Here is a 23,375-nt window from a genome sequence, read left to right as displayed (position 1 = left end):
CTCAGCCGCCCTGGCAGAATCGACGCATGTCACCGTCGGCCGTCCCCACGCTGCTGTCTCCGCTGGACCTCGGCCCGTTCCCGGTGCGCAACCGCATCGTCATGGGCTCGATGCACGTGGGCCTCGAGGACGACCCGAAACATGTTCCGGACCTCGCGGCATACCTGGGCGAGCGCGCTCGCGGCGGCGCGGGGCTGCTGATCACCGGCGGGTTCTCCCCGAATCGCACGGGTCGGCTCTCTCCGCGCGGCGCGCAGGTGACGCGTGCACTCCCCCGCCAGCACCGTCAGGTCACCGATGCCGTCCACGACGCCGGCGGGCGCGTGCTGATGCAGCTGCTGCATGCTGGCCGCTACGCCGTCCATCCTTTGGCGGCCTCCGCCTCTTGGGGCCGCTCCCCGATCACGCCGTTCCGGGCCCGCGCTCTGACCCGCCGGGGCATCGTGCGCACGGTGCGGGACTTCGCGATCGCAGCTATGCGTGCCGTACAGGCCGGGTACGACGGTGTGGAGATCATGGGCTCCGAGGGATACCTACTGAACCAGTTCCTCGCCCCGCGCACGAACCGTCGCCGGGACCGCTTCGGCCGTGACGCCGAGGGCAGGCGCCGCTTCCCGGTGGCGGTGGCGCATGCGGTGCAGGAAGCGCTCGGGCCGAGTCGGCTGCTGTCCTGGCGGATCTCGCTTGCGGACCTGGTCGAGGACGGCCAGGACGCCGAGGAGGTCCGCGCCCTCGCCCTTGCCCTGCAGGCTGCCGGGGTGGATGTGCTCGCCACCGGGATCGGCTGGCATGAGGCCCGGGTGCCGACGATCGTCACCTCGGTGCCGCACGGCGCTTTTGTCTCGCTCACCGCGGCGCTGCGGGAGGTGGTCGATGTACCGGTGGTGGCCTCGAATCGTATCCACACCCCCGAGCTCGCCGAGCAGGTCCTCGCGAGCGGTCAGGCGGACCTCGTGTCCATGGCGCGTCCGCTGCTGGCGGACCCGATGCTGCCTGCGAAGCTGCTGCAGGGCCGCGGCAACCAGATCGTCTCCTGCATCAGCTGCAACCAGGCCTGCCTGGACCGTATCTTCGACGGCAAGAAGGCCTCCTGTGTGGTGAACCCGCGCGCCGGGCATGAGCGGGAGCTGCAGATCACCCCAGTCTCGCCCCGACGCGCCCGACGGGTCGCTGTGGTCGGGGCCGGCCCGGCGGGGCTGGAGGCCGCCGTCACCGCTGCCGAGCGCGGCCACATCGTCACGCTCTTCGAGGCGACTGATCAGCTCGGCGGGCAGCTGCGGCTCGCCGCACGTATCCCCGGCAAGGAGGACTATGCACTCGCCCTGGAGTCCTGGCGGATGCGCCTGCCGGCCGCCGGGGTCGGGATACGCCTGAACACGCGGCCGTCGCCGGAGGACCTGCTGGCCTTCCATGACGTGATCATCGCGACCGGCGTGCGGCCGTGCGCGGTGGACCTGCCCGGATTCGCACCGACGACCGACGTCGCGGCGGCGCCAGTCGGTCCCCGGGTCCTCACCTACCAGGACCTGCTCGAGGGCCGCGCCGAGGCCGGCGAGCGCGTCGCCGTGATCGGCGCGGGCGGCATCGGTGTGGACGTCGCCGAGTTCCTCACCGCCCCGAGGCCGTCGCTCACCCTGGACGTCGAGGCGTGGAAGGATCGCTGGGGCGTCACCGATCCGGCGCGCGACCGCGGCGGCATCCGGCCCCGCACAGCGAGCACGGCCTCGGAGGAGGCCGCAGCACCACGCCGCGAGGTCCGTCTCCTGCAGCGCAAGGAGACGAAGATCGGCGCGGGACTGGGCCGCACAACCGGCTGGGTGCATCGCGCCGAGCTGCGGCACGCCGGCGTCATCGAGCATCGCGGTGTCACGTACCAGCGGATCGACGCCGAGGGCCTGCACTTCATCGAGGACGGCCGGGAGCGCGTGCTCACTGTGGACACCGTCGTGATCTGCGCAGGCCAGGAATCGAACGACGAACTCGCCAGCGCGCTCGAGGCCGCCCGCGAGGGGAAGGTGCCGCGGATCCATGTGATCGGCGGGGCCGATGTGGCCGCCGAGCTCGACGCGGAGCGGGCGATCCGTCAGGCTGTCGAGGTCGCTGCCGGGCTGTGACCGCGAGGGACCTCACGCCGTCGGGCCCGAAGCGGCGCGTCCGTCGGCGATAACGTGGAGGCCTCCCCTCCCCCGGCGCCCTCGCGCCCCGTCCTGCCCGGAGGCACCCGCCCGATGCAGCCCGTCGACTTCCGCCGCCAGCTCGTACTCATCACCGGCGCCAGCTCCGGTTTCGGTGTCCACTTCGCCCAGCAGTTCGCCGCCCGCGGTGCCGATCTCATCCTGGTGGCCCGGCGTGAGGAGCGGCTGCGCGAGCTCGCCGATCGCCTCGAGACCGGCTGCGGGATCGCGGCGCACGTCGTGCCGATGGACCTGGGCCGGATCGACGCCGGCACCGCCCTGCGCGAGGAGCTCGAACGCCGCGGACTGCAGCCCACCTCGCTGGTCAACAACGCCGGTTTCGCCTCCAACGGCCCCTTCCACGAGCTCGACCAGGAGCGCCTGCGCCGCGAGATCACCCTGGACGTCGCCGCGCTCACCGACATCACCCGCACCTACCTGGCCGATCTGCGTGCCACCCCCGGCAACTTCCTCATCAACATCGCCTCGATCGCCGGCTACCAGCCCACCCCGCGCCTGGCCGTGTACAGCGCCTGCAAGGCCTACGTGCTGAGCCTGACCGAGTCGCTCTGGTACGAGTCGCGCGGCACCGGGCTGCGCGTCCTGGCCCTGTGCCCGGGACCGGCCCGCACCGAGTTCTTCGACGTCGCCGGCCCCGCCGCCGGTGGCGACCTGCCGGCCATGGATCCCGAGGACGTCGTCGCCGCGGCCCTGCGCCGCCTGGACCAGAAGGACCCGTCGCCGGCGATCGTGCCCGGGCCGATCAACAAGCTGGTCACCCGCGCCGGCCGTTTCGTGTCCCGTCGCGGCGTCGTCACCATCACCGGCCTGATCACCGACCGCGCCCACCGCCGTCTGGACTGACCGCCGGGCCTGATCGCGCCCGCAGCGACCGTCCACGACGCCTCGGAGTGCGGGACTCTCGACGCCCGGGCTCTCTAGACTGCAGTCATGCCTCGCGTGCTGCACACCGCCCAGGCCCTCGTCGATGTCGTCGTCGAGGTGCCGGAGCTGCCGGTCACCGGCGGGAACGTCAACGCAATCAGTGAGCAGCGCTACGCGGGTGGGGCTGCCACGATCCTGCTGGCCGCCGCCCGCAGCGGCGCCGAGGCGGTGCACGGCGGTGCACACGGCACCGGCCCGAACGGCGATCTGGTGCGCTCTGTGCTCACCGCCGACGGTGTACGCCTGGCCGACGATCCCCGTCCCGATGCCGACACCGGCAGCTGCCTGGTGCTTGTGGAGCCGTCGGCCGAACGCAGCTTCGTGACCGTCTACGGTGCCGAGCGCGACATCACGGCGCAGTCACTCGCCCGTCTGGAGCCGCAACCCGGTGACCTGCTGTGCGTGTCCGGGTACAGCCTGTTCGAGCCCACGCGAGAGCCGCTGCTGGAGTTCCTCGAGGCGCTGCCGCGCGGTGTGGTGGTGGTGCTCGACCCGGGTGATGCCTTCGCGTCCTTCCCACCACAGGTGCAGCGGCGCATGCTGCACCTGACCGACGTGTGGACCTCGAACGCCGCGGAGGCGCGAGCCCTCACGGGTTTGGATGCACTGCAGGACACCCCGGAGGCGATCCGTCGGCGCATCGGTTCCCACGCCGTGGTGGTGGTGCGCGATGGGGTGCGCGGCTGCGTGGTGTTCCACCATGGCCGCGGCACACACATCCCTGCCTATCCGCAGGATGCCGTGGACACCAACGGTGCGGGCGACACCCACACCGGCGTGATGATCGCCGAGCGGGCATTGGGCGCGGACTGGGAATCTGCCGCTACCCGAGCAAATGCCGCGGCCGCGATCGCGGTGACCCGACGCGGCCCCTCGAGCGCGCCCACCCGTGCCGAGGTGAACGCTTTCCTCGCCTGAGCACGACACCCCACGCTGAGCACAACGGCCCGGCCTCAGATCGCACCACGCCCCACAGCTCACCCCGGCGTGTGTCGGACGCACTTGATAGCGTTGCCCTGCACCGTCGCGCCTGAAACGTCGAATCCTGAGGGGGACCCATGGAAGGCCTCATCGCCGTCCTCGTGATCCTGGCCGTCGTTGTCGTCGGCCTGCTGATCATCGCCGCACTACTGTTCGGCGGCCTGCGCACATCGCTGATGTTCACCGTGCATACGCAGGAGAACGTCATCGTGGAGCGCTTCGGCAAGTTCCGGCGGGTCGCCAAGCCCGGCCTGAACTTCAAGATGCCGTTCATCGACACGCTCACCCGCCCGATCTCGCTGCGCATCCAGCAGCTCGAGGTGAACATCGAGTCCAAGACGAAGGACAACGTGTTCGTGACCGTCCCGGTGGCGGTGCAGTACGTGATCAAGGACGAGCAGGTCGTGGACGCCTACTACCGGCTGTCGAACCCCGAAGCGCAGATCCGCTCCTACGTGTTCGACACCGTGCGCTCAGCGCTGTCCGGCCTTGAGCTGGACGCCGCCTTCGAGTCGAAGGACGACATCGCCCGCAGCGTGGAGAACACCCTGTCCGCCCGCATGCAGGAGTTCGGCTTCAACATCGTCAACACCCTGGTGCAGGACATCTCCCCGGATGCTCGTGTGCGTGACTCGATGAACTCGATCAACGCCGCGCAGCGCGACCGTGTGGCCGCGCAGTCCCTCGCGGAGGCCGACAAGATCAAGCGCGTCACCCAGGCAGAGGCGGAAGCCGAGTCCAAGCGCCTGCAGGGTGAGGGTGTGGCCGCGCAGCGCAAGGCCATCGCCATGGGTATCGCCGAGCAGTACGAGATGCTGAAGAAGGTGGGCATCGAGAACTCCGCTGAGCAGCTGCTGCTGATGACCCAATACTTCGACACCATGCAGGATGTGGCCCGCAACGGCCGCTCCAACGTGCTGTTCCTGCCCTCGAACCCCGGCAGCGTCGGGTCGATGGGCGAAGAGATCCGAAACGCCATGCTCGAGGCGAATGCCGCGCAGGATGCGGATCACTTCGGTGACGAGCTGGAGGCGGCCCACAACCGTCGCGCCGCAGCGCAGCGCCGCCGCCAGGCTGAGCAGCAGCAGCAAGCGGACCAGGCTCGTCGGGATGCCGAAAAGCAGGCTGCTGAGGCGCGCCGCCGGGCCGAGCAGCAGGATGCCCCCACGCATGCTGCGGATGGGGTGCCGCTGCCGCCATGGGCACACCCGGATGCAGGCAACTGACACGCAGAACGCGCATCACATGACGCGCCCCAACATCATCCTGGTGTGCGTGGATCAGATGCGCGCCGACGCCCTGGGCGCCGACGGCAACGAGCTGATCGACACCCCGTGGCTGGACCGGCTCGCCCAGTACGGCAACCGTTTCTCGCGCGCCTACTCGGCAACGCCCACGTGCGTGCCCGCTCGCGTTGCTCTGTTCACCGGCAAGTCGCCCGAGCTGCATGGCCGGTACGGCTATCGCGAGGGGATCTCTTTCCCGGACGCCTACCCGGTCACTTTGCAGTCCACGCTGCGCGATGCGGGCTATCAGACCTTCGGCGTCGGCAAGATGCACGTGTTCCCCGACCGGGCGCGCTGCGGATTCGATGATGTGCTGCTGCACGACGGGTTCCTGCATGTCTCGCGGCACCTGACGAAGGGCCCGTCGGCCGCAATCGACGATTACGTGCTGTGGCTGCGCGAACAAACCGGTGACCCGTCGGCGGATTACCAGGACACAGGCGCTGGCTGCAACGCGATGGCGGCGCGGCCGTGGGAGCGTGAGGAGCGGCTGCACCCCACACGGTGGGTGGCTGACCAGTCGTTTCGTTTCCTTCAACGGCGCGATCCGACCCGCCCGTTCTTCCTGTACATGTCCTTCCATCGGCCGCATGCACCCTTCGATCCACCGCAGTGGCTGTGGGAGAAGTACCGCGATCGACCCGGTCCGCGCCGCGCGCACGGCGACTGGCTGGGCCGCTTCGATCGTTTCCGCCGCGAGGGGGACGTGGAGGCCGAGTTCGCCACCCGCAAACAGTCGGTGCATGACGAGGTCCGAGCCGGCTACTACGGGGCGATCGAGTTCATCGACCTGCAGATCAACCGGTTGATGGAGACGCTTTCGGATCAGGGTCTGCTGCAGAACACGGTGATCGCCTTCGTCTCCGATCACGGTGAGATGCTGGGCGACCACGATCTGTACCGCAAATCGGTGGGGTATGAGGGGTCGGCACGGGTGCCGTTCCTGCTGCATCTGCCGCGCTACATACGTGACGAGTGGGGGCCGACGGGCGAGGTCGATGCGATCGCGGAGCTGCGCGACCTCATGCCGACCTTGCTGGATGCCGCAGGGGTAGAAGTGCCGGAGGGCGTCGATGGTCGTTCGCTGCGTCCGGCGATCGCGGGCGAGGGTCCGGTGCGCGACCACTTGCATGGCGAACACGTGATCGGCCAGCTCGGGTACCACTCCATGCAGTGGATCCGCTCCGAGCGGTACAAGTACCTGTGGTTCTCCGGCGACGGGCATGAGCAGTTGTTCGACCTCGAGGCCGATCCGCTCGAGGAGCATGATCTGGCGGCGGATCCGGCTCATGCCGACGAGCTCGCCCGGCATCGGGCGCTGCTCGTCGATGCGCTGCGGGAGCGTGAAGAGGGGTTCGTCGACGGCGATGACCTGGTGCCTGGGCGCCCGATCCAGTCCGAGGCGTCCTGGGTTCGGGAGTTCGCCCGACTATGACGGGCGTCCAGCAGTTGCCGACCGACGACGGGAGAGCTCACCAGGGGGTGCAGGGAGAACCCCTGCCAGGCGGCCTCGCGCGAACCGGTGACGGCCGCCTCGAGGATCTTCCGCTCGGCGGCTGGTGATCCTCTTTCCTCTTCCAGCAACGACACGTCATCCGCGGCATGCTCGAAGGAGCCACGACATCATGACCGAGAAGGACCCGCGCACCACCGACGCCTCCGCGCAGCTCGCCCCGGACGGCGACTGGGACCCGTTGGCCGCGATGCGGTCGCCGCAGGACCCGCCGCTGGATGTGCTCCTGTCCGGCACCGTCTTCTTCGACATCGTCTTCACCGGTCTCGAGCGGCTGCCCGACCCAGGGGAAGAGCTGTGGTCCAAGGGCATGGGCTCCAGTCCCGGCGGCATCGCCAATCTCGCGACCGCCGCCGCCCGCCTGGGTCTGCGCACCGGCCTCGTCGCCGGCTTCGGTGACGACGCCTACGCCGACTGGATGTGGCACACGATGAGCGGCGAGGAGGGCATCGACCTGTCAGCCTCGCGACGCTTCACCGACTTCCACTCGCCGCTGACCGTCTCCATCGCCGCGCACGGCGACCGCGCCATGGTCACCCACGGCCACGACCTTCCCGAGCCACTCTCCAGCCTGATCGCCAAGGCACCCAGGGCCCGCGCCGCCGTGGTGGACCTGGCCGGGGAGACCAGCTGGTGGTCCGAGCTCGCACGGTCCGGCGCAAAGATCTTCGCGGACATCGGCTTCGACGAGACGGGGGCGTGGGACACGTCGGACCTCGCGCCGCTGGCCCACTGCCACGCCTTCACCCCCAACGCCGTCGAGGCCATGAACTACACCCGCACCGAGAGCCCTGATCGGGCTGTGCGAGCGCTCGCCGAGATGGTCCCGCTGGCCGTGGTCACCGATGGCGCCGACGGCTCCTATGCGATCGACTCCTCCACCGGTGAGGAGGCCTATTGCCCGGCGGTGCCGGTGACCGCCATCGACACCACCGGTGCCGGTGATGTGTTCGCCGCGGCAATGGTGCTGGGAACGCTCGCCGAGTGGCCCCTCGCGGAGCGCCTGAAGTTCTCCTCGCTGTGCTCGGCGCTCGCGGTCCAGCAGTTCGGCGGATCGCTCGCGGCACCGGGCTGGGGAGATATCACCGACTGGTGGCGCTCCCTGTCGGCCGCTGCGGACGGCGGTGATCTGCGCGCCGCCTTCACCCGTGACGGTTACTGCTTCCTGGACGACATCGTTCCCACGCACCCGGTGCTGGGACGACGTCGGGCCCAGGGCACCTTCGCGCTGGGCTCCGACGCCGGCACTCACTGATCCGTCCCCATGCCGTCGCTGTGTCGCGCCGGGACGTGGTGCTGGAACAGCTCGGCTCTGCCCACACCGCTTCGGTACCGCTGCCCGACGACTCCGACTCAGGTCGTAGTCGGCCACGGCCGGGTCTGCGACTGTGGAGGGCCCTGATGTCGACCGGCGCGGGATTCACCACCGTGTCAGCACCGGAAGGGTGGAGGCATGACCTCGACGACAGATTCCACCACGCCTGACCCGTCGGCTTCCGGGCCGACGACGCCGGGCTCCACGACCAACACCCCAACGTCCGACGACGCAGCGTCGCAATCACGGCACACAGCGGACGCCGAGCAGCAGCCGCGTTCACGGATGCGGCTGGTCATCACCACCATCCTGTGGTGGCTGCACGGCGCCGTACGTGCCCTGCTCGCTGCGGCGCTGCTGGTGTACGGGGCGTCGAAGCTGGGACTGGGACAGTTCGGCATGGCCGACATGGGCGACTCCCTCATCGCCTTCGGCGAGATGAGCCCCATGGGTCTGCTGTGGCGGATGGTGGCGTACTCGCCGCTGTTCCAGGTGCTCGCGGGTCTCGCGGAGGTCGGTGCGGCGCTCGCTCTGCTGTGGCGGCGCACCGCGCTGATCGGTGCGCTGCTTGCGATCGCTGACATGGCGTTCGTCGTGGTGCTGAACCTGGGGTATGACGTGCCGGTCAAGCAGCTCTCCACAGCTCTGCTGGTGATGGGCGCGATCGTTCTGCTGCCGTGGATCCCGCGGCTGGTGCGTTCGCTGCTCTCCCACGGCGAGGTGGGGCGCGGCCCAGTGCCCACGCTCGTGCCCTGGCGGCCGCTTGCCCACATCACCGACGTGCTCGGGCCGATCACTGCCGTCGTGCTCATCGCAGTCGGCAGCTGGATGATCAGCAGCCAGCTACACGCCCCCACGCAGAACAACGCCACCCCGGCTGGGGTGTGGAGCGTCGCGTCGGATACGGCCAAGCCCGCTGCGCAGCTCAGCGAGGACGAGCGCTGGCAGAAGGTCGCCTTCGGGAATCAGGAAGGCTCCTTCGGGGCTCGGGTACAAGTCCGGCTCGCGAACGGTGAACTGAAAGAGGGGCGATACGAGCGGACGAGCCCGACCACGATCACCGTCGAGCTGCATGACCAGCGGGTCGAGGGGCAGACGGTGCAGGACTGGATGGAGTCCCCCGCTCAGGAGCTGACCCTCACCGTCGATGAGCAGACAGACGGCACCCTGCACATCACCGGCGACGGCGTCGACCTGGTCCTCGCACCCGATGAGAGCGGGCGGCTGCTGCACGACCGGGGATTCAGCTGGTCGCCACGGCCGGACGATCCCTTCAATCGCTGAGAACCGGTGGCCGTCCAGGTCGGACGCAGTGTCACGCTCGTTCGTCGGACCCCTCGCCTAGGGTGGTGGATACCGGCTCAGAGGAGCCTGCGACCTGCGACGAAGGAGTTCGATGCGCATCGAGTTCGGCATGCACCTGGACGGCGCCGCCTGGGCTGAGGGCGTCGTGCGCACGGGCCCGCATGGGCTCGTCCGCATCCTGCAGGATCGTCTCGCACTCTCTCGACCCGCCCTCGAACCGGCGGTGCGCATCGCCCGGTATGCCGCTGCAGTCCGGGCGGCTGATCACCCATGGCCGCGCTCATCCTTCGCCCGCGACCCGTGGGCAACGGCGGCAACCATGCTGCGCTGGCGCGATGACGCGGTGATCGCCGGGGCCTCCCTCACCCCAACTCCGGACCTACCCGAACGGATCGCCGCCCTCGCCGCGATCGAGCAGCATCTGCCGCCAGACGCGGCCGGATTCGCCGATGATCTGCGCGAGATCGTCGAGCACCTGGAGGCGGAGTCCGAGTGGCCGCTCGGCATCGAGGAGCTGCTCCTGCACGAGGAACCGACGGCACTGCCTGGACTGTGGTCCCGCCTGATCGCGGCGCTCACCGCCCACGGGGTGCCGCTGCGTGTCTACGCCGCCCCCGGGCGGAACCCGGAGCTCACCATCATCGAGGCAGAGGACGAGGCCAGTGCCGCCGAAGCCGCAGCCCGGCACCTGCGTGGGCGTGACCCGTCCAGCCCGCTGCAGATCCTCGCCACCTCGGACACCATCGCCCTGGACCACGAGCTGCACCGCCGTGACCTGCCAGCTCTCGGCGTGGCCGAGCCGTCGGCGGATCGTGCCGCCCTGCAGGTGCTGCCCCTGTACCTCGCGATCACCACCGCGCCCGTCGACGTGCAGCAGGTCGCCGCGTTCCTCGACCTGCGTGTAATGGACGCGCCCGAAGGCGCCGAGGACCATGTCGGGCTCGTGCCCGCCCCAGCGCGAAGCCGTCTCCAGCAGGCTCTCGCGCAGGAGCCCGGCATCGGCGGTCCCGCCTGGCGCACCGCCGTCACCCATCTGCTCACCCAGGCTCGCCTCTCCGACGGCGCCCGCGACTTCCTGCGCGCCCTGTGCGACGCAGTCGCCACCCCACTGCCCGCTCAGGCCGTCACCCCTGATCGTCTGCGTATCCTGCTGGAGCCGCTGGACCGCCGCCTGCGCGGCCTCGCCCAAGGCACCGGGCATCCGCTGCGCGCCGCCGCCCACCTGCAGACCGTCCTCGCCGTGCTCGACGCCCTCGACGACACCGCCCCACTGCACCCCCGCGAGATCACCCAGATCCTGACCGCCGCCGGCGGTCGCGCCGCCTCCCCCCTCGCGGGAGCCGAGGCCAGCCGAGCATGGCGGGTCTGCACCCGTCCCGCCCAGCTGCTCCCGCTCGATGGGGACGTGCTGTGGTGGGGCGCCGACCGCGACACCGCCACCGGCGGTGAGATCACTTGGGATGCACCCGAGCGGGCGGCCCTCGAGAGCCTCTGCGCTCGTCTGCCCGCCGCCACGGACCTCGCGGCACTGGCCACGAACGCCGGGCTGCGTGGCCTGCACGGGGCGCGCCGTCTGCTCGTGGTGCGTACCCGCCGTCGGCTCGAGAAGCCCACCGCCCCGCACGCGCTCCTCGCCCATCTGGCGGCAGAGCGCGCCGCCGACGGGGAGGGCGTCAGCGACGTCCTGGACCGGCTCACGATCCCTGTCATCCGCACTCTTCACGGCGACATGGCCGAGGTGGCGGGCTCCCGCATCCCGGTGACAACGTCAGCACCAGCACAGATCGCACCCAGGCCGAAGGACCTCACGAAACGGGCCGCACCGGCCCCGCACCTGATGCCGCGCAGACTGTCCTACAGCCAGGCTGAGGACCTCATCGGCTGCCGCCAGAAGTGGACCTATCGCAACGCGCTGCGGATCCGCCCAGCCGCTGCCTCCACCGTCCCCACCGGGAACCAGATGATCGGCACGCTCGTGCACGCGGTGGTCGAGTCCCTCGTCGACACCGCACCCGAGGAGGGCCGTATCGGGGCGCCCACCCCGGAGCGGATCCGGCAGGAGATCACTGCGCTCGTGCCGCGGCTCGCCTCCGAGCTGGAGCTGCCCGGCCGCGAGGTCGAACTGGCCGATATGACCGAGCGGGCAGTCCGCACCCTCACCGAGTTCTTCCACCGCCTCGCCGACGCGGGCATCACCATCACCGCGGTCGAGTCCGCCTTCGAGGAGCCTGTCACCCTCACCCTGCACGGCCGCCCCGAGGCGATCCCCTTCGTCGGCTTCCGCGACGTGCTCGGTGAGAGCGCCGACGGTCACCGGTTCGTTATCGACCTGAAGTGGACGTACGCCGCCGCGAAGTACCCGGACCTGTTCGACACCGGGGAGGCGCTGCAGCTGGCGTCCTATGCCTGGTCGCTGCATGACCCCGACGCCGAGGTCGGCTACTACCTGCTGGCGCAGGGCGAGTTCGTGGCGGCGAACCCCGCCCTGGATCCGAACGGCCGCACCCGCCTGGACGTCGACGGTCTGTGGGAGCGTGGTCGGCGTGGCATCCAGGAGGCGCTGGAGGCGATTCTCGATGGCGAGGTCTCCGCCCGCAGCGGCCAGATCCTGCTGGACGCAGGCCAGGATCTCGCGACCGACCGCTCCGCGGCCAAGAAGACCTACGCCACGGCCCGCGACATCGCCCGCGACCAGAACGCACTGGTGGTCGATGCGCGCTGCGATTACTGCGACTTCTCGCTCCTGTGCGGTCTGAGAGGGGATCGTTCATGACGTTCACCGTGATCAATGCGTCGGCCGGATCCGGCAAGACATACACACTCACGCACTCGCTAGCCGATCGGATCGCCGCGGGACTGGACCCCTCGCAGATCATCGCCACCACCTTCACGGTGAAAGCCGCCCAGGAGCTCGCCGGCCGGATCCGCTCCACGCTGCTGGACCGCCGCCAGGTGGAGGAGGCCCGCGGGATCGACTCGGCGCTGATCGGCACCGTCAACTCGGTGGCGGGCCAGCTCGTCACCGAATACGCCCTGGACGCGGGGATCTCCCCCGATGTGCAGGTGCTCGACGCCGACGCGCAGAAGGCCGCTTTCACCGCAGCCATCTCCCGCACCGCCGCGACCGCGGGCGCTACCCGTAGCGACCTGCTCGCCCGCACCTCCCACGACGGGGCCGAGGACGACACCTTTTCGCGCAAGCAAGCGTGGATGGCGCGGGTCCGGGGCGTCGCCGACGTGGCTCGCACGAATTGTCTGGACGCCGACGCCCTGCGTGCCGCCGTCGACGCGTCCTGGCAGGCGTACCGGGAAGCTGCCGAGCTGCCCGACCCGGTGCCTGACCAGCGGCCGCGCTGGCTGCACGAGTTGGAGGCGCGTATCGCCGACCTCGCCGCTCAGCTGGAGGCCGGAGAGGTCGCACCCCGCAGCGTCAACAAGACCCAGAACGACCTCTCAACGCTGCGCTCCCTGCACCGCACCCTGGCAAAGCATGACCGCGCCCCGTGGGAGACCTGGGTGAAGATCGCCGACGGCACCTTCGGTGCGGTCGCGAAGAAAACCCTCGCACCGCTGTCGGAGGAGATCGCGGAGGCACTCCCTGCCGACGCTGCCTGGCAGCGGGACGTCCGCGATCTCATGGAGCTGGTGCTCGGCACAGCCGCCCATGCGCTGGAGGACTACGCCCGGTTCAAGGCTGACCTGGGCCTCATCGACTTCATCGACCAGGAGGTGCAGGCTCTGCGGCTCCTGCAGACCTCACCGCGGGTGCGCGCCTCCGTCGCCTCTCGGTTCCGGCTGCTGGCGGTCGACGAGTTCCAGGACACCTCTCCTGTACAGCTCGCCCTCTTCCTCGAACTGTCCCAGCTCATCGAGGACAAGATCTGGGTGGGCGACCCGAAGCAGGCGATCTACGGGTTCCGCGACGCTGACCCGCGCCTCATGCAGGACATCATCACCGCCCTCGAATCCGGCGGCACCATCTTCGGGCAGGGCGAGGTCACCAACCTGTCCGAGTCCTGGCGCTCCGCCGCCCGCCTCGTGGACTTCTCCAACGCCGTGTTCACGCCCGTGTTCGCGCAGATCGGGATGCCGCCGGAACGGGTGCGCCTGGCGATCCCCGCCCAGCGGGCCACAGAGGCAGAGGGCGGCTGTCTCGAGGTGTGGGAGGCGCAGAAGTCCCGCGGTGGTGCCCTCTCCGCCGCCAAGCACGCCGCGATGATCGCTGAGCAGCTGCGAGTCCGAATCGAGGGCGGCACGATGGATCCCGGCCGCACCGCCGTGCTGGTGCGCAAGGGATCCGAGCGGGACGCCGTCATCGCGGCACTGCAGGCACGCGGCGTGCCCGTCGCTGGTGCCGCCCATACGCTGCGGGACACCCGAGAGGCACAGATCATCCGGGCTGGCCTGTCAGCGGTTCTGGACGCCTCCGACACTCTCGCCCTGACCGAACTCGTCGTGCTGCTGGAGGACCACAGCGCGCACGACACCTGGTTCGCGGACCTCATGGCCGCCGAGGACCGTGACGCCGTGTTCGCCACCTGGTGGCAGGACGACGCCCTCGCGGGACTGCGTCGCGTGCGCCGCGCCTGCATCGGCTTCACACCGCAGGAGATGATCCAAGCGCTGATCGACGCCCTCGACCTGCCGCAACGGATCAAACGCTGGAGCGAGCAGTCCGCGCGGCGCCGCTCCCTGGACGCCCTGCTCGCGCTGGCCGCCCGATCCGCCGAGCGCCGCCGGGCCGAGGGCGCCCCGGTGACGCTGTCGGGGCTGCGCGCCGACCTGGATGCCTGGGAGGACGGCCCCGATCTGGAGGACCTGCCCGACGCCGTCTGGGTGGGCACGATCCACGCCGCGAAAGGCCTGGAGTGGGACCACGTCGTCACCTACCTGCCGGCGAAGGCGAAGACCTACGACCACAGCTGGGGCGTGCTGGTGCGCTCCCCTGACGGGGTCGACGTGACCGCCCCGCTGCACGGCCGCGACCTGCTGTTCTGGCCGAAGCTGGCGGTTCCGGCCGAGACCGGCGAGCACCTGGCCTCCTCCGCCTTCGCCGCGGGCCGCGCCGCCCGGGAGACAGAGGAGGCGGCCCGGGTTCACTACGTGGCCCTCACCCGGGCGGCCCGCACCGGCGTGCTCGCCGCCGCCGGATCCCGCACCGTCCTGAACGACCTCATCGTGGACGGCGCGAAGGACGGCGCGACCGAGCTTGTGCGCTGGACGTCGAGCGACGTGCGCGTCGCAGGATCCGCTGAGTCGATCCCGGCCGAGGTCACTGCGGTCGACGTCGACGAGCTTGTCGCCACGCCGCCGCGCCGCCTCGCCCCGCGCCCCGACCTGCTCGCCGCGACCGATGTGCCGCTGCGGCCCGCAGGACCGGCCCGAGACCGGATCGCGGCCCGCTTCCAGGCCTCCGCGGTCGCCTCTGCCGACGCGCTCGGCACCGTCGGCGCACCGCGCCGCATCGGCCGGGTGCTCATCGCCGGCGGCGGCCCGCAATGGGAGCGAGTGGGCGAGGCGATCCACTCCTACCTGGCGCTGCCACTGACGGCACTCAGCCCGCAGCAGAAGCAGGCCAGTGCGCAGCGGCTCGTGGAACGCTGGATGGTGGCCCGCACCGTGGACGCCGCCGTTCTGCGCGAGGCGGGCGACGCCTGGCACGCCTTCCTCGCCGCCGAATTCCCAGACACTGAGGTCCTCACGGAGCAGCCGATCTCCTGGTGGAATGACGACGCGCAAGTGATGGAAGGCTGGATCGACACGCTGCTGCGCCAGCCGGATGGCCGCATCGTGCTGGTGGACCACAAGTCCTACCCCGGGCAGGACCCCGTCGGCCATGTTCGTGCCCACTACCTGGGCCAGCTGCACACCTATGCGCAGGCGCTGACGGCCGCCGGGCTCAACCCGGACCGGATCCTGATCCATCTGCCCTTGCGCGGCGAGGTGCTGGAGGTGACTCTGCATGACGGCGCAGTCCCGGCCACCGAAGCTCTCGCCTCGCCTCAGCCCGCCATCGCTCCGGACCCAACCGCCTCCAGCTGCCAAGAGCCGGACCCAGCCGCCGCCCCAGGGACCCCATCCCCGGCCGATGACCCGCAGGAGACGCTCTGGTGAACGACGCTCAGCTGACGCCTCTGGTCGAGATGGCAGAGGCGCTCCTGGACGCCGCCCGCCGCGATGGGCGCCGACGGATCCTCGGAATCACCGGCGAGCCCGGTGCCGGCAAGTCAACACTCACCGCGCACCTCATCGAGGCGCTGGGTCCCCAGCTCGCCTGTGCCGTGCCGATGGACGGATTCCACCTGGCCGATGCCCCGCTGCGCAGACTCGGCCGACTGTCCCGCAAAGGCGCACCCGACACCTTCGACGCCGACGGCTACGTGCATCTCCTGGACCGCGTGGCCGCGGCGCGACCGGGAGAGCGATCCATCTGGGCCCCCAGCTTCGAGCGGGATCTCGAGCAGCCGCTCGCTGGCGCCCTGGAGATCCCATCCCACGTCGCACTCGTGATCACCGAGGGCAATTATCTGCTGCTGGATACCGAACCGTGGCGGCGGATCCGGGAGATGCTGGACCAGGTCTGGTACGTGACGGTCGATCAGGCCGTGCGGCATGAACGGCTGATCGCCCGCCACGAACGCTTCGGGAAGGATCCCGATGCGGCACGCGCCTGGGCGCTGGGGCCCGACGAGGACAACGCCCGCCTGATTGCGGCGAGCGCTGCCCGCGCCGATCGGATCCTCACGCTTCCCGCCTGAGCCCGTCACGCCAGGCGTTGTCGTCACGCTCCCCCAGCCGAGTCCGCCGCGCCGCTCGTCCCTCCTGAACTCGGCGCACCGGTCAGCTGGTTGGTTCTGTTCAGAACGGAGCGGGGAGCCCAGACGCCGCGCTCTCTCAGAGGACGCCCTGGAAGCGGAAGTGCATCGCGTGGTACGGGGTGTCCTTCGCCCCGTCGGTGGTGTTCCACTGCGAGACCACAAGGTGCAGATCACCCAGGGTCGAGCCCGGCACCACATAGGAGCCGTACAGCTGGGCCACCGACGTGTCGGACTCGGCGCCCCAGGCGCCGCCGTTCAGCAACGTGGTCTGATCCAGAACCGTGAGGTCGCTCCACGGCGCATCCATCACGATCGCGCGGATGTTGTACGCCTCCGGGTCGAAGAAGGTCAGCAGGTACCGGCCGTCGAGCTCACGCAGGCACATTTCGCCGAAGCGGCCGTGCAGGACTGGTGACGGCGGCTGCCCCCATGCCCAGCCTTTCTCCGGGGTCCAGCCCCACGGCTCGTACGCCGCGGCGTCCCACAGGTTCTCGGTCTTGATGCGGAACAGGTGCAGGTCCCCGCTGCGGTACTTGGAGCAGAACATGTAGGTGAAGCCGTCGGCGTGCTTCGCCCAGGTCATGTTGTGCATGATCCCGCCCCAGGCGTCGGCCGGGAAGTTCGCGCGGGTGGGCTGCCAGGTGGCGCCGTTGTCCTTCGAGCTCCACACTTCGGTGCCCTTCAACGTGCCGAAGCCCTCCGTGCCGGAGTTCCACACGTACAGGTAGAGGATCCCGTCCACCTCGATGACGTCGGAGGGGATCTTCGTGCCCAGACCGTTGGCGTTGTGCTCGTACGGGAGCATCTGCTGCGCGGTCTCGCCACCCACGGCACCGGTGAAGCGGATCCCGTCGCGCGGATGCGAGCCGTCGGTGTACAGGCCGGTGGGCGAGCGCCAGAAGCCGGCGTTGCCCAGGCCCACGCCCGCACGCTCGAAGGTGTCCCCGAAGATGTACAGCACGCGCCCGTCGGGGCAGCGCACCGGGATCCCCAGGTCGGTGGCCTCCATGCGGAAGGCCGTGGTCAGCCCCGGCCCCGTAATCGGGCCGATGCGCGTGGTGGTGCCAGCGGCCTGGGCGGCCGGGGCCCCCATGCCCCCTGCACCGGCAATGCCGACAGCGCCCAGGGCGCTCATCGCGCCGAGCCGCCACAGATCGCGTCGGCTCGGGTGTGCGTGACGCTGCGTGGCCTGGGCATGGCCGTGGTGCAGCGCGCGGCGCGACGATGCCGCGTACGCACCGGCGGTGTTCTCAGCGAACGGCATCAGGGTGGGCTGGGTGCTCATGGAATGACTCCTCGCGGGGCGACGACGTTGGGTTGATGTACGGGAGCGGCGTGCGACACCGTGGCGTTCCACCAGTGACCCGCTCAGCTCCCAGCGACCGCTTTCACGATCAGCGGCCCCGCCGCGCTCTCATGCAACGGCGGGACCGCAACCCCACACCCCCAGGAAATCCCTCTGCCTGCTGTGCGCACAAGGGCACCCGGATAGCACCTTCGTGCCGATCTCGTCGCGAAGCAGTACCTGCGTCCATCACACGGCTCCGCGTCGGCACCTTCGACGCAGGCACTCGGCAGACGAATCCGTTGTCAGGCTCCCGTTCGATGTGTCACCGGGCGAACACGTCAGCAGCCACACGCACTCCGGTCACCGAGAGAGCATCAGCTGCAACCCGGGACCATCGGCTCCAGACATGCCTTGGTACAACGACGTGAGCGCGTCGTCGTACGGTCTCTCCCCTTGAGTGACCTCCAGCTCGATGATGACCAGATCATCCTCGATCTCGAGCGAGTCGATCTGTACCGCTGGCCCCGACATCCACGTGCCCGCGGCTTGTTCGATGGTGTCGGCAAGCTCCTGAGGGTCACCCGTTGCCCGCACGGCGCCGCGCGTGGTGACATCGGGGAAGCCGTCCAGCTCGCTCATCCACAGGTAGCTGGAGTACGGCTCGTCAGGGCTCTCCCGCCAGAGCCCGCGAGCAATGTGTGCGCCGGGCAGGTCGATGGCGTCGAGCATCTCCTGCAGACCCAGATCCTCGGGCGAGAGTGGGTTCCGTCCATCGATGCTCTCCAGGGAGTCCTCCGACGTGAACACGAGGTCGCCGCACACGGCGCCGATCGTCGCCGGAACGAGTGAATCTGCCGGCGCGGGCAGACCTGCGCGCTCCAGCAGGTCGCTATCGGGCCTCAGGAGGTCACCGTCGCGCGTATATGCCGCGGAGAGCATCTCCTCAACCAGATCCAGTTGGTCCCCGGCGCCTTCCATCACCGTGACGCGGGCAGGCGGGTTCATCACGGTGAGGGCCTGTGAGCAGGTGCGGATCTGTTCAACCTGATACCAGGGCTCCAGATCGTCCAGATCCGCCGCATTCCCCAGAAGGCTGCCGTTGCCCGTGACCGGATCGGAGATCGTGACCACCTTCAGCCGATTCACCTCGGGCGAAGTACCGGCGCCAAGAACAGAACCGGAGCTCAGGTCCAGCTGCTCGACGATCGCCGCTGGTCGAGTCCAGTTCACCGAGAGGACCCCTTCGTCGGTATACAGCGACGAAGGCAGACGCGTGAGCATCTGCGCCGGCCCCTGACCGCCACCGACGAACGGCAGGTTCCGTACCCCCGGGAGATCTGCGATCCGTCCGCACCCGCTGAGCGCAAGCAGGGATCCCAGGGCTGCCCCACCCACCACACTCCGACGTGTCATCGCGCCCCCGGGTCGCGAAGGTGCGGTCTGCTCATTCCGAGCACGAAAAGGGCCGAAGGGAGAGCGCGCCGTATCCATTCCCCCATCGTACGGATGTGTTCACGGCTCGTGGCACCGGAGAGGAAACTCGTTCAATCTGCCGCTGGATACACCGCACCCAGCGGAAGACCCCTGGAGCAGAGGAGCGGCTGGGACCAGCGAAAACATACAGACCTCCGGTGTCATGGGGAGCTCTCCCCCAGTAGGTCTCCCCGGTGACTTCTCCCCATCGCCATGTACGAAACTCCCGTCCACAATCCAGGTATAGATATCGCCGACGCAACGGCGCGAGGAAAGGAACAACCATGACCTTCTGGGGGGCCGATACCAACCAGCTCACCGCCCACGGCGGGCTCTGCACTGCGCAGGCGCAGCACCTCGGGCAGATCGCAGCGCAGCTGCACACCACCGTCGTCTCAACCGACTGGACCGGCCCCGACGCCGAACGGTTCCGCAACGACGCGCACCGTCTGCTCACCGGCGACGTCGCCCAGCTCGTCGGCCGCCTGCTGGAGACCGGGAAACAGCTCACGCGCGAGGCCGAGGCACAGGACCTCGCCTCACAGGCCGACGGCTCGAGCGCTGGCAGCACAGACAGCACAGGCAGCACAGACCGCCCCGGCCTGCCGAGCCCCGGTGGTCCCGCCGACGAGCTGGGCGACGTCGCCGGTGAGCAGACGGTGCGCGTCGTTGCGGAACCGTTCGGCGTCGGGGCCGGTCCAGTCGGTTGAGACGACGGTGGTGTGCAGNCTCTCCACCGGGTGGCTCCTGGCCCGCTCCAGATTTGTAAAAGAGACCGCCCCCTACCCCGGCTACCCCGACGACCAGGAGGTCATCTACTACGACGGCAAACGGCTGCCGCGCCCCGACGCGGGCGACCCCTCGCAGTGGACGGGCGAGCCCCCGTACCGCATGTACATCGACTACACAGGCATGTATCCGCCACTGCGGCACCCTAACGATGTCCGCGAGCTGTCGCCTGCTGAGCTCGGCGCCACCATGGATCCAGGGAACCCCGACATGCCGGGCCTTCCCACGCGGAAGCTCACCTCACAGGTCACGCCAGGTGTCGACCTCTTGAGCCGGCGAGCGAACGTCGATCTGAACCAGCTGCCCTTCAACCCGCAGCTCTTCGACTACTCGGATCCGCAGGTCGGGCAGCGGATCGGTGACCTGGAAGTCATCGAGAAGCATGACGATGGCAGCATCACCGTTTTCAACCGCGGGCAGATGGTCCGGATGGAGCCGGGCGCTCCCCTCCCTGGCCAGTACGATCAGGAAGTCCGCGACATCATGCAGAAGAGCTATTCGCCGTGGAACACGGCGGGCGGATATCAGGCACTCAGACCATTCGAGATCCGGCCAGATGGCACCATCGTCCAGAAGACGCTCGGTGGCAATGACGTCGAGCTTCCGCCGGGCGCAACCCCCGAAATGATAGGTGTCGGACCCCGCGCCGGCGTGCAGACGGCGGCCTACTACCCGGTCGAAGAGGAGGTCTACGAGGCGCCGCCCATCCCGTACCCGCTGCCGAAGACCCCGAACCCGACGCTGCCGGGTGCACGCCGCTGATCTCTCAGCCGACGGGTCCGTGCCTGGCCGGTCCGTGACCGGTCAGCTGCTGCGAGTCTGCGTCGATTCCCGCTCCACGATCCGCGGCCGCAACAGGGTGGTGGATGGCTCCTCGTCGGGATTGCGCATCCGCTGGCCGAGCATCCGTGCCGCAGCCCGGCCCGTGGCCTTCACCGGCTGCTTCACCACGGAGATCGACGGTGTCACCAGTCGGGTCCACAGGTCATCGTCGGTGGCGAGCAGCGCGGGCACATCACTGCGTCCGCGCATCGCATCGAAGGCCCCTGCAGACATGCGGTTGTTCGTGACATACATGCAATCACATCGCCCACGCTGCAGCACGCCCGCGGTGAGCGTGCGACCCGAGTCCAGCCCCAGGTCGCCGCGCAGTATCTGCTCGGACGTGGCCTCCACACCGCGCGCCGCCCAGGTGTCGACGAAACCGCGCACACGGTCCTCGGTGGCCGCGAGGTCAGCGGGGCCGGTGAGCACGACGGGTCGGGTGAAACCCCGCTCGGCGAGGTGGGCCGCGGCCTGCCGCCCAGCATCCACGTTGTCGGTGGCCACCAGGTCTGTGGCGGCGCCCTCCACCCATCTGTCCACCAGGACGAGCGGGATGCGCGCTGTAGTCAGCGGCGTGAGGTCGGTGCTGCGGCCATCCACCGGGATCAGCACGACGCCTGCCACTTGTCGGCCCACGAGCTGGGCGAAGGTCTCGCGTTCAAGCTCGAGGTCATGCTCGGTGTGGGCGACGGTGACCGCATGCTTCTCATTGCGGGCGATCCGCTCGACCTCACTGATGATCTGCGTGAAGTAGGGGTTCTCCGCGTCGGGCGCCACCACCGCGATCATGCCGGTGCCGCCGCGGCGCAGGGACCGGCCCACCGCATTGGGCACATAGCCGGTGGACTGCACGGCGAGCTCGACCTTCGCGCGCAACCCCTTGTCCACCGTGGGCGAGCCGTTGATGACCCGCGACACGGTGGCGGTGGACACCCCCGCGGCGCGCGCCACGTCCAGGATGGTGGGGCGGCGCGTCGCCATCGGGGCCTCCATAGGTCAGTCCTGCACGATGTTCGCGTCTCCGCACAGGTGGACCTGCACGCCCAGACGCTCGAACATGGCTGCCTTCGCGGTCAGGGCACGGTCGGCGGCCACGGCGTCGTCAGCGTAGACGAGCTGGGCGTGGTTCGCCTTGTGGCGTCCCATGAACTGGTCCCGGGTCACACCGTGCAGCACCACGTGGGCGATGGGCCACTCGGGGTTGGTGGCCTCCTTGCGGCGGGTGGTCTCCTCGGCGGGCAGCTCGACAACCTCGCCGCGGCCCAGGTCCACGTGCAGACCGCCGTTCTCCACGTACACGCGGGACCACACGATCTGGCCGGGCTTGGAGACGCCGTTGATGGTGGAGCCGCCGGCCGGGAAGAATTCCGGACCCTGGCGCCAGCCCTCGGCGTCGGCGTAGCCGTTCCGGAAGTGGCTCGGCGGCACGGAGCCGGAGATCTCGTACACCCAGACGTACTGTCCGTCGAACTCTTCGCCCCAGCGCACGTCGTGCAGCGTGGTGGCCGGGTCCATGCCCATGGCACGCCACACGCGGTGGGTGATGAGCGCATCGACGGCCACGCCCTCATCGACCTCGTTGAAGTTCGGCAGGGCGCGGTCCTCCCACAGCACGCGGGAGCCGTCACGGGAGGTGACCGGCGGGCGCTGCTCATTATTCAGCAGCCCTTCCACCAGGTCTGACGCGGGGCAGACGTCCTTCATGCCCTGCTGGTACTGGATGCCCACGGCGTCCAGGCCGAAGTCATCGCTGATCCGCAGCGCGGCGATGTACATCTTGTACTGCCAGCGCAGCTGGTTCTCGGTGAGCTCGGTGGCCTCATCGGTGCCGAGCTTGAAGGTCATGCCTGCCTCGCGCAGCCAGGTACCGATGGCCTCGGCCTCCTCATCGGTGACGGTCTGCATCTCCGCCCAGAGCGCGGACTGTGAGAGGCGTTCCTTATAGATGCCCAGGCTGTTGAGCATTTCGTCGTCGATGATGGCGTTGTACATGCCCATGCAGCCCTCATCGAAGATGCCGATGATGGCCTTCTCCTCGCGCAGCTGGTCGGCGAGGGCGCGGCCGAGCTGCGTCTCGGGGGTGTCCGACAGGGTCGGCAGGGCTTTCACGTGGGAGGCGTCGTGCTCGAGGCGGCCGGTCTCCAGCCAGGTGCGCATGCCGTCGCGGAAGTAGTCGTCGGATCCGTCGACGGTCCACAGGCTCGAGTACTCGCGGCCCATCTTGGTCAGGCCGCCGTTGAGGTTCAGCAGGCCAACAAGACCGGGCCAGTCCGGCACGAAGTTCGCGACAGTGAGGATGGGTCCGCGGTGGTCGCGCAGACCGGCGAGCACGTGGTGGCTGTACTGCCAGTTCGCGATCGCGACAATCAGCGGGGCATCGGTGGGGATGGTGGCGAACACTTCGAGGCCCATCCGCTGAGATCGGATGAAACCGTGCCCGACCTCTGGGTCCGGTTCGAAAGCGCGGCGAACGGTGCGGCCGGTAGCCTCGACGGTCTCGGTGACCAGCTTCTCGAGCTCCTGCTGGTAGGGCCAGCTGGGGATGTTCGCGCTTTCGCGCAGGTCACCGCTGGGAATCATGTAGACGGTGCCGTCCGGCGCGGGGGCGATGTCGCGTCGCTCCGGGAGGGTGTAGGTGCGGTCGGCGGTGGCGGTCATGTCTG

Annotated in this window: 15 protein-coding genes; 11 read left to right on the top strand and 4 right to left on the bottom strand. The window is 69.5% G+C overall.

Annotation, left to right across the window (positions count from 1 at the left end; all coding sequences use genetic code 11):
- Positions 1-26: 26 nt before the first annotated feature.
- From C8271_RS02700 to C8271_RS02655, 10 genes are all read left to right on the top strand, one after another.
- A complete protein-coding gene (locus C8271_RS02700) occupies positions 27-2,114 on the top strand; it encodes an NADPH-dependent 2,4-dienoyl-CoA reductase (protein ID WP_106507829.1) in 2,088 nt (695 codons plus the stop codon).
- 114 nt (positions 2,115-2,228) lie between these two features.
- Positions 2,229-3,038, top strand: coding sequence for an SDR family NAD(P)-dependent oxidoreductase (locus C8271_RS02695; protein ID WP_106506006.1), 810 nt, complete (start codon positions 2,229-2,231; stop codon positions 3,036-3,038).
- Between the two features lie 87 nt (positions 3,039-3,125).
- The gene (locus tag C8271_RS02690; protein ID WP_106506005.1) at positions 3,126-4,037 is read left to right on the top strand and encodes a PfkB family carbohydrate kinase; all 912 of its coding nucleotides are present in this window, start codon (positions 3,126-3,128) and stop codon (positions 4,035-4,037) included.
- Positions 4,038-4,177: 140 nt separating this feature from the next.
- Positions 4,178-5,326 carry an SPFH domain-containing protein gene (locus tag C8271_RS02685; protein WP_106506004.1) on the top strand — a complete coding sequence of 383 codons (1,149 nt, stop codon included), beginning with the start codon at positions 4,178-4,180 and terminating at the stop codon, positions 5,324-5,326.
- Positions 5,327-5,345: 19 nt separating this feature from the next.
- Complete coding sequence (locus tag C8271_RS02680; RefSeq protein ID WP_106507828.1) at positions 5,346-6,821, top strand: arylsulfatase; 1,476 nt, start codon at positions 5,346-5,348, stop codon at positions 6,819-6,821.
- A gap of 190 nt (positions 6,822-7,011) precedes the next feature.
- Positions 7,012-8,154: a carbohydrate kinase family protein gene (locus C8271_RS02675; RefSeq protein WP_106506003.1), complete on the top strand. Its 1,143-nt coding sequence runs from the start codon at positions 7,012-7,014 to the stop codon at positions 8,152-8,154.
- A gap of 198 nt (positions 8,155-8,352) precedes the next feature.
- Positions 8,353-9,498, top strand: coding sequence for a hypothetical protein (locus C8271_RS02670; RefSeq protein WP_106506002.1), 1,146 nt, complete (start codon positions 8,353-8,355; stop codon positions 9,496-9,498).
- A 112-nt stretch (positions 9,499-9,610) separates the two neighbouring features.
- Positions 9,611-12,292, top strand: a complete 2,682-nt coding sequence (locus tag C8271_RS02665) for a PD-(D/E)XK nuclease family protein (RefSeq protein ID WP_106506001.1) — start codon at positions 9,611-9,613, stop codon at positions 12,290-12,292.
- A complete protein-coding gene (locus C8271_RS02660; RefSeq protein WP_106506000.1) occupies positions 12,289-15,633 on the top strand; it encodes a UvrD-helicase domain-containing protein in 3,345 nt (1,114 codons plus the stop codon). The genes C8271_RS02665 and C8271_RS02660 overlap by 4 nt, the downstream gene beginning before the upstream one ends.
- Positions 15,630-16,277, top strand: a complete 648-nt coding sequence (locus C8271_RS02655; protein ID WP_245920798.1) for a nucleoside/nucleotide kinase family protein — start codon at positions 15,630-15,632, stop codon at positions 16,275-16,277. Before C8271_RS02660 ends, C8271_RS02655 begins: the two co-directional genes overlap by 4 nt.
- Positions 16,278-16,413: 136 nt before the next feature.
- Here the strand turns inward: C8271_RS02655 and C8271_RS02650 are convergent, their stop codons facing one another.
- A complete protein-coding gene (locus C8271_RS02650) occupies positions 16,414-17,622 on the bottom strand; it encodes a glycoside hydrolase family 183 protein (RefSeq protein ID WP_106505999.1) in 1,209 nt (402 codons plus the stop codon).
- 363 nt (positions 17,623-17,985) lie between these two features.
- Entirely contained in the window at positions 17,986-19,038 is a 1,053-nt protein-coding gene (locus C8271_RS02645) for a hypothetical protein (protein ID WP_106505998.1), read from the bottom strand.
- Between the two features lie 344 nt (positions 19,039-19,382).
- Here C8271_RS02645 and C8271_RS02640 point away from each other — a divergent pair, with 344 nt between their 5' ends.
- The gene (locus C8271_RS02640; RefSeq protein ID WP_106505997.1) at positions 19,383-19,808 is read left to right on the top strand and encodes a hypothetical protein; all 426 of its coding nucleotides are present in this window, start codon (positions 19,383-19,385) and stop codon (positions 19,806-19,808) included.
- Between the two features lie 883 nt (positions 19,809-20,691).
- Here C8271_RS02640 and C8271_RS02630 read toward each other — a convergent pair.
- The gene (locus tag C8271_RS02630) at positions 20,692-21,693 is read right to left on the bottom strand and encodes a LacI family DNA-binding transcriptional regulator (RefSeq protein WP_170957777.1); all 1,002 of its coding nucleotides are present in this window, start codon (positions 21,691-21,693) and stop codon (positions 20,692-20,694) included.
- A 15-nt stretch (positions 21,694-21,708) separates the two neighbouring features.
- Positions 21,709-23,370, bottom strand: a complete 1,662-nt coding sequence (locus tag C8271_RS02625; protein ID WP_106505994.1) for a fucose isomerase — start codon at positions 23,368-23,370, stop codon at positions 21,709-21,711.
- Positions 23,371-23,375: the final 5 nt, after the last annotated feature.

It is taken from the genome of Brachybacterium timonense (assembly GCF_900258505.1).
Classification (GTDB): Bacteria; Actinomycetota; Actinomycetes; order Actinomycetales; family Dermabacteraceae; genus Brachybacterium; species Brachybacterium timonense.
The sequence above is the reverse complement of the archived record's forward strand: the minus strand, read 5'-3'. Positions and strand labels throughout refer to the sequence as shown.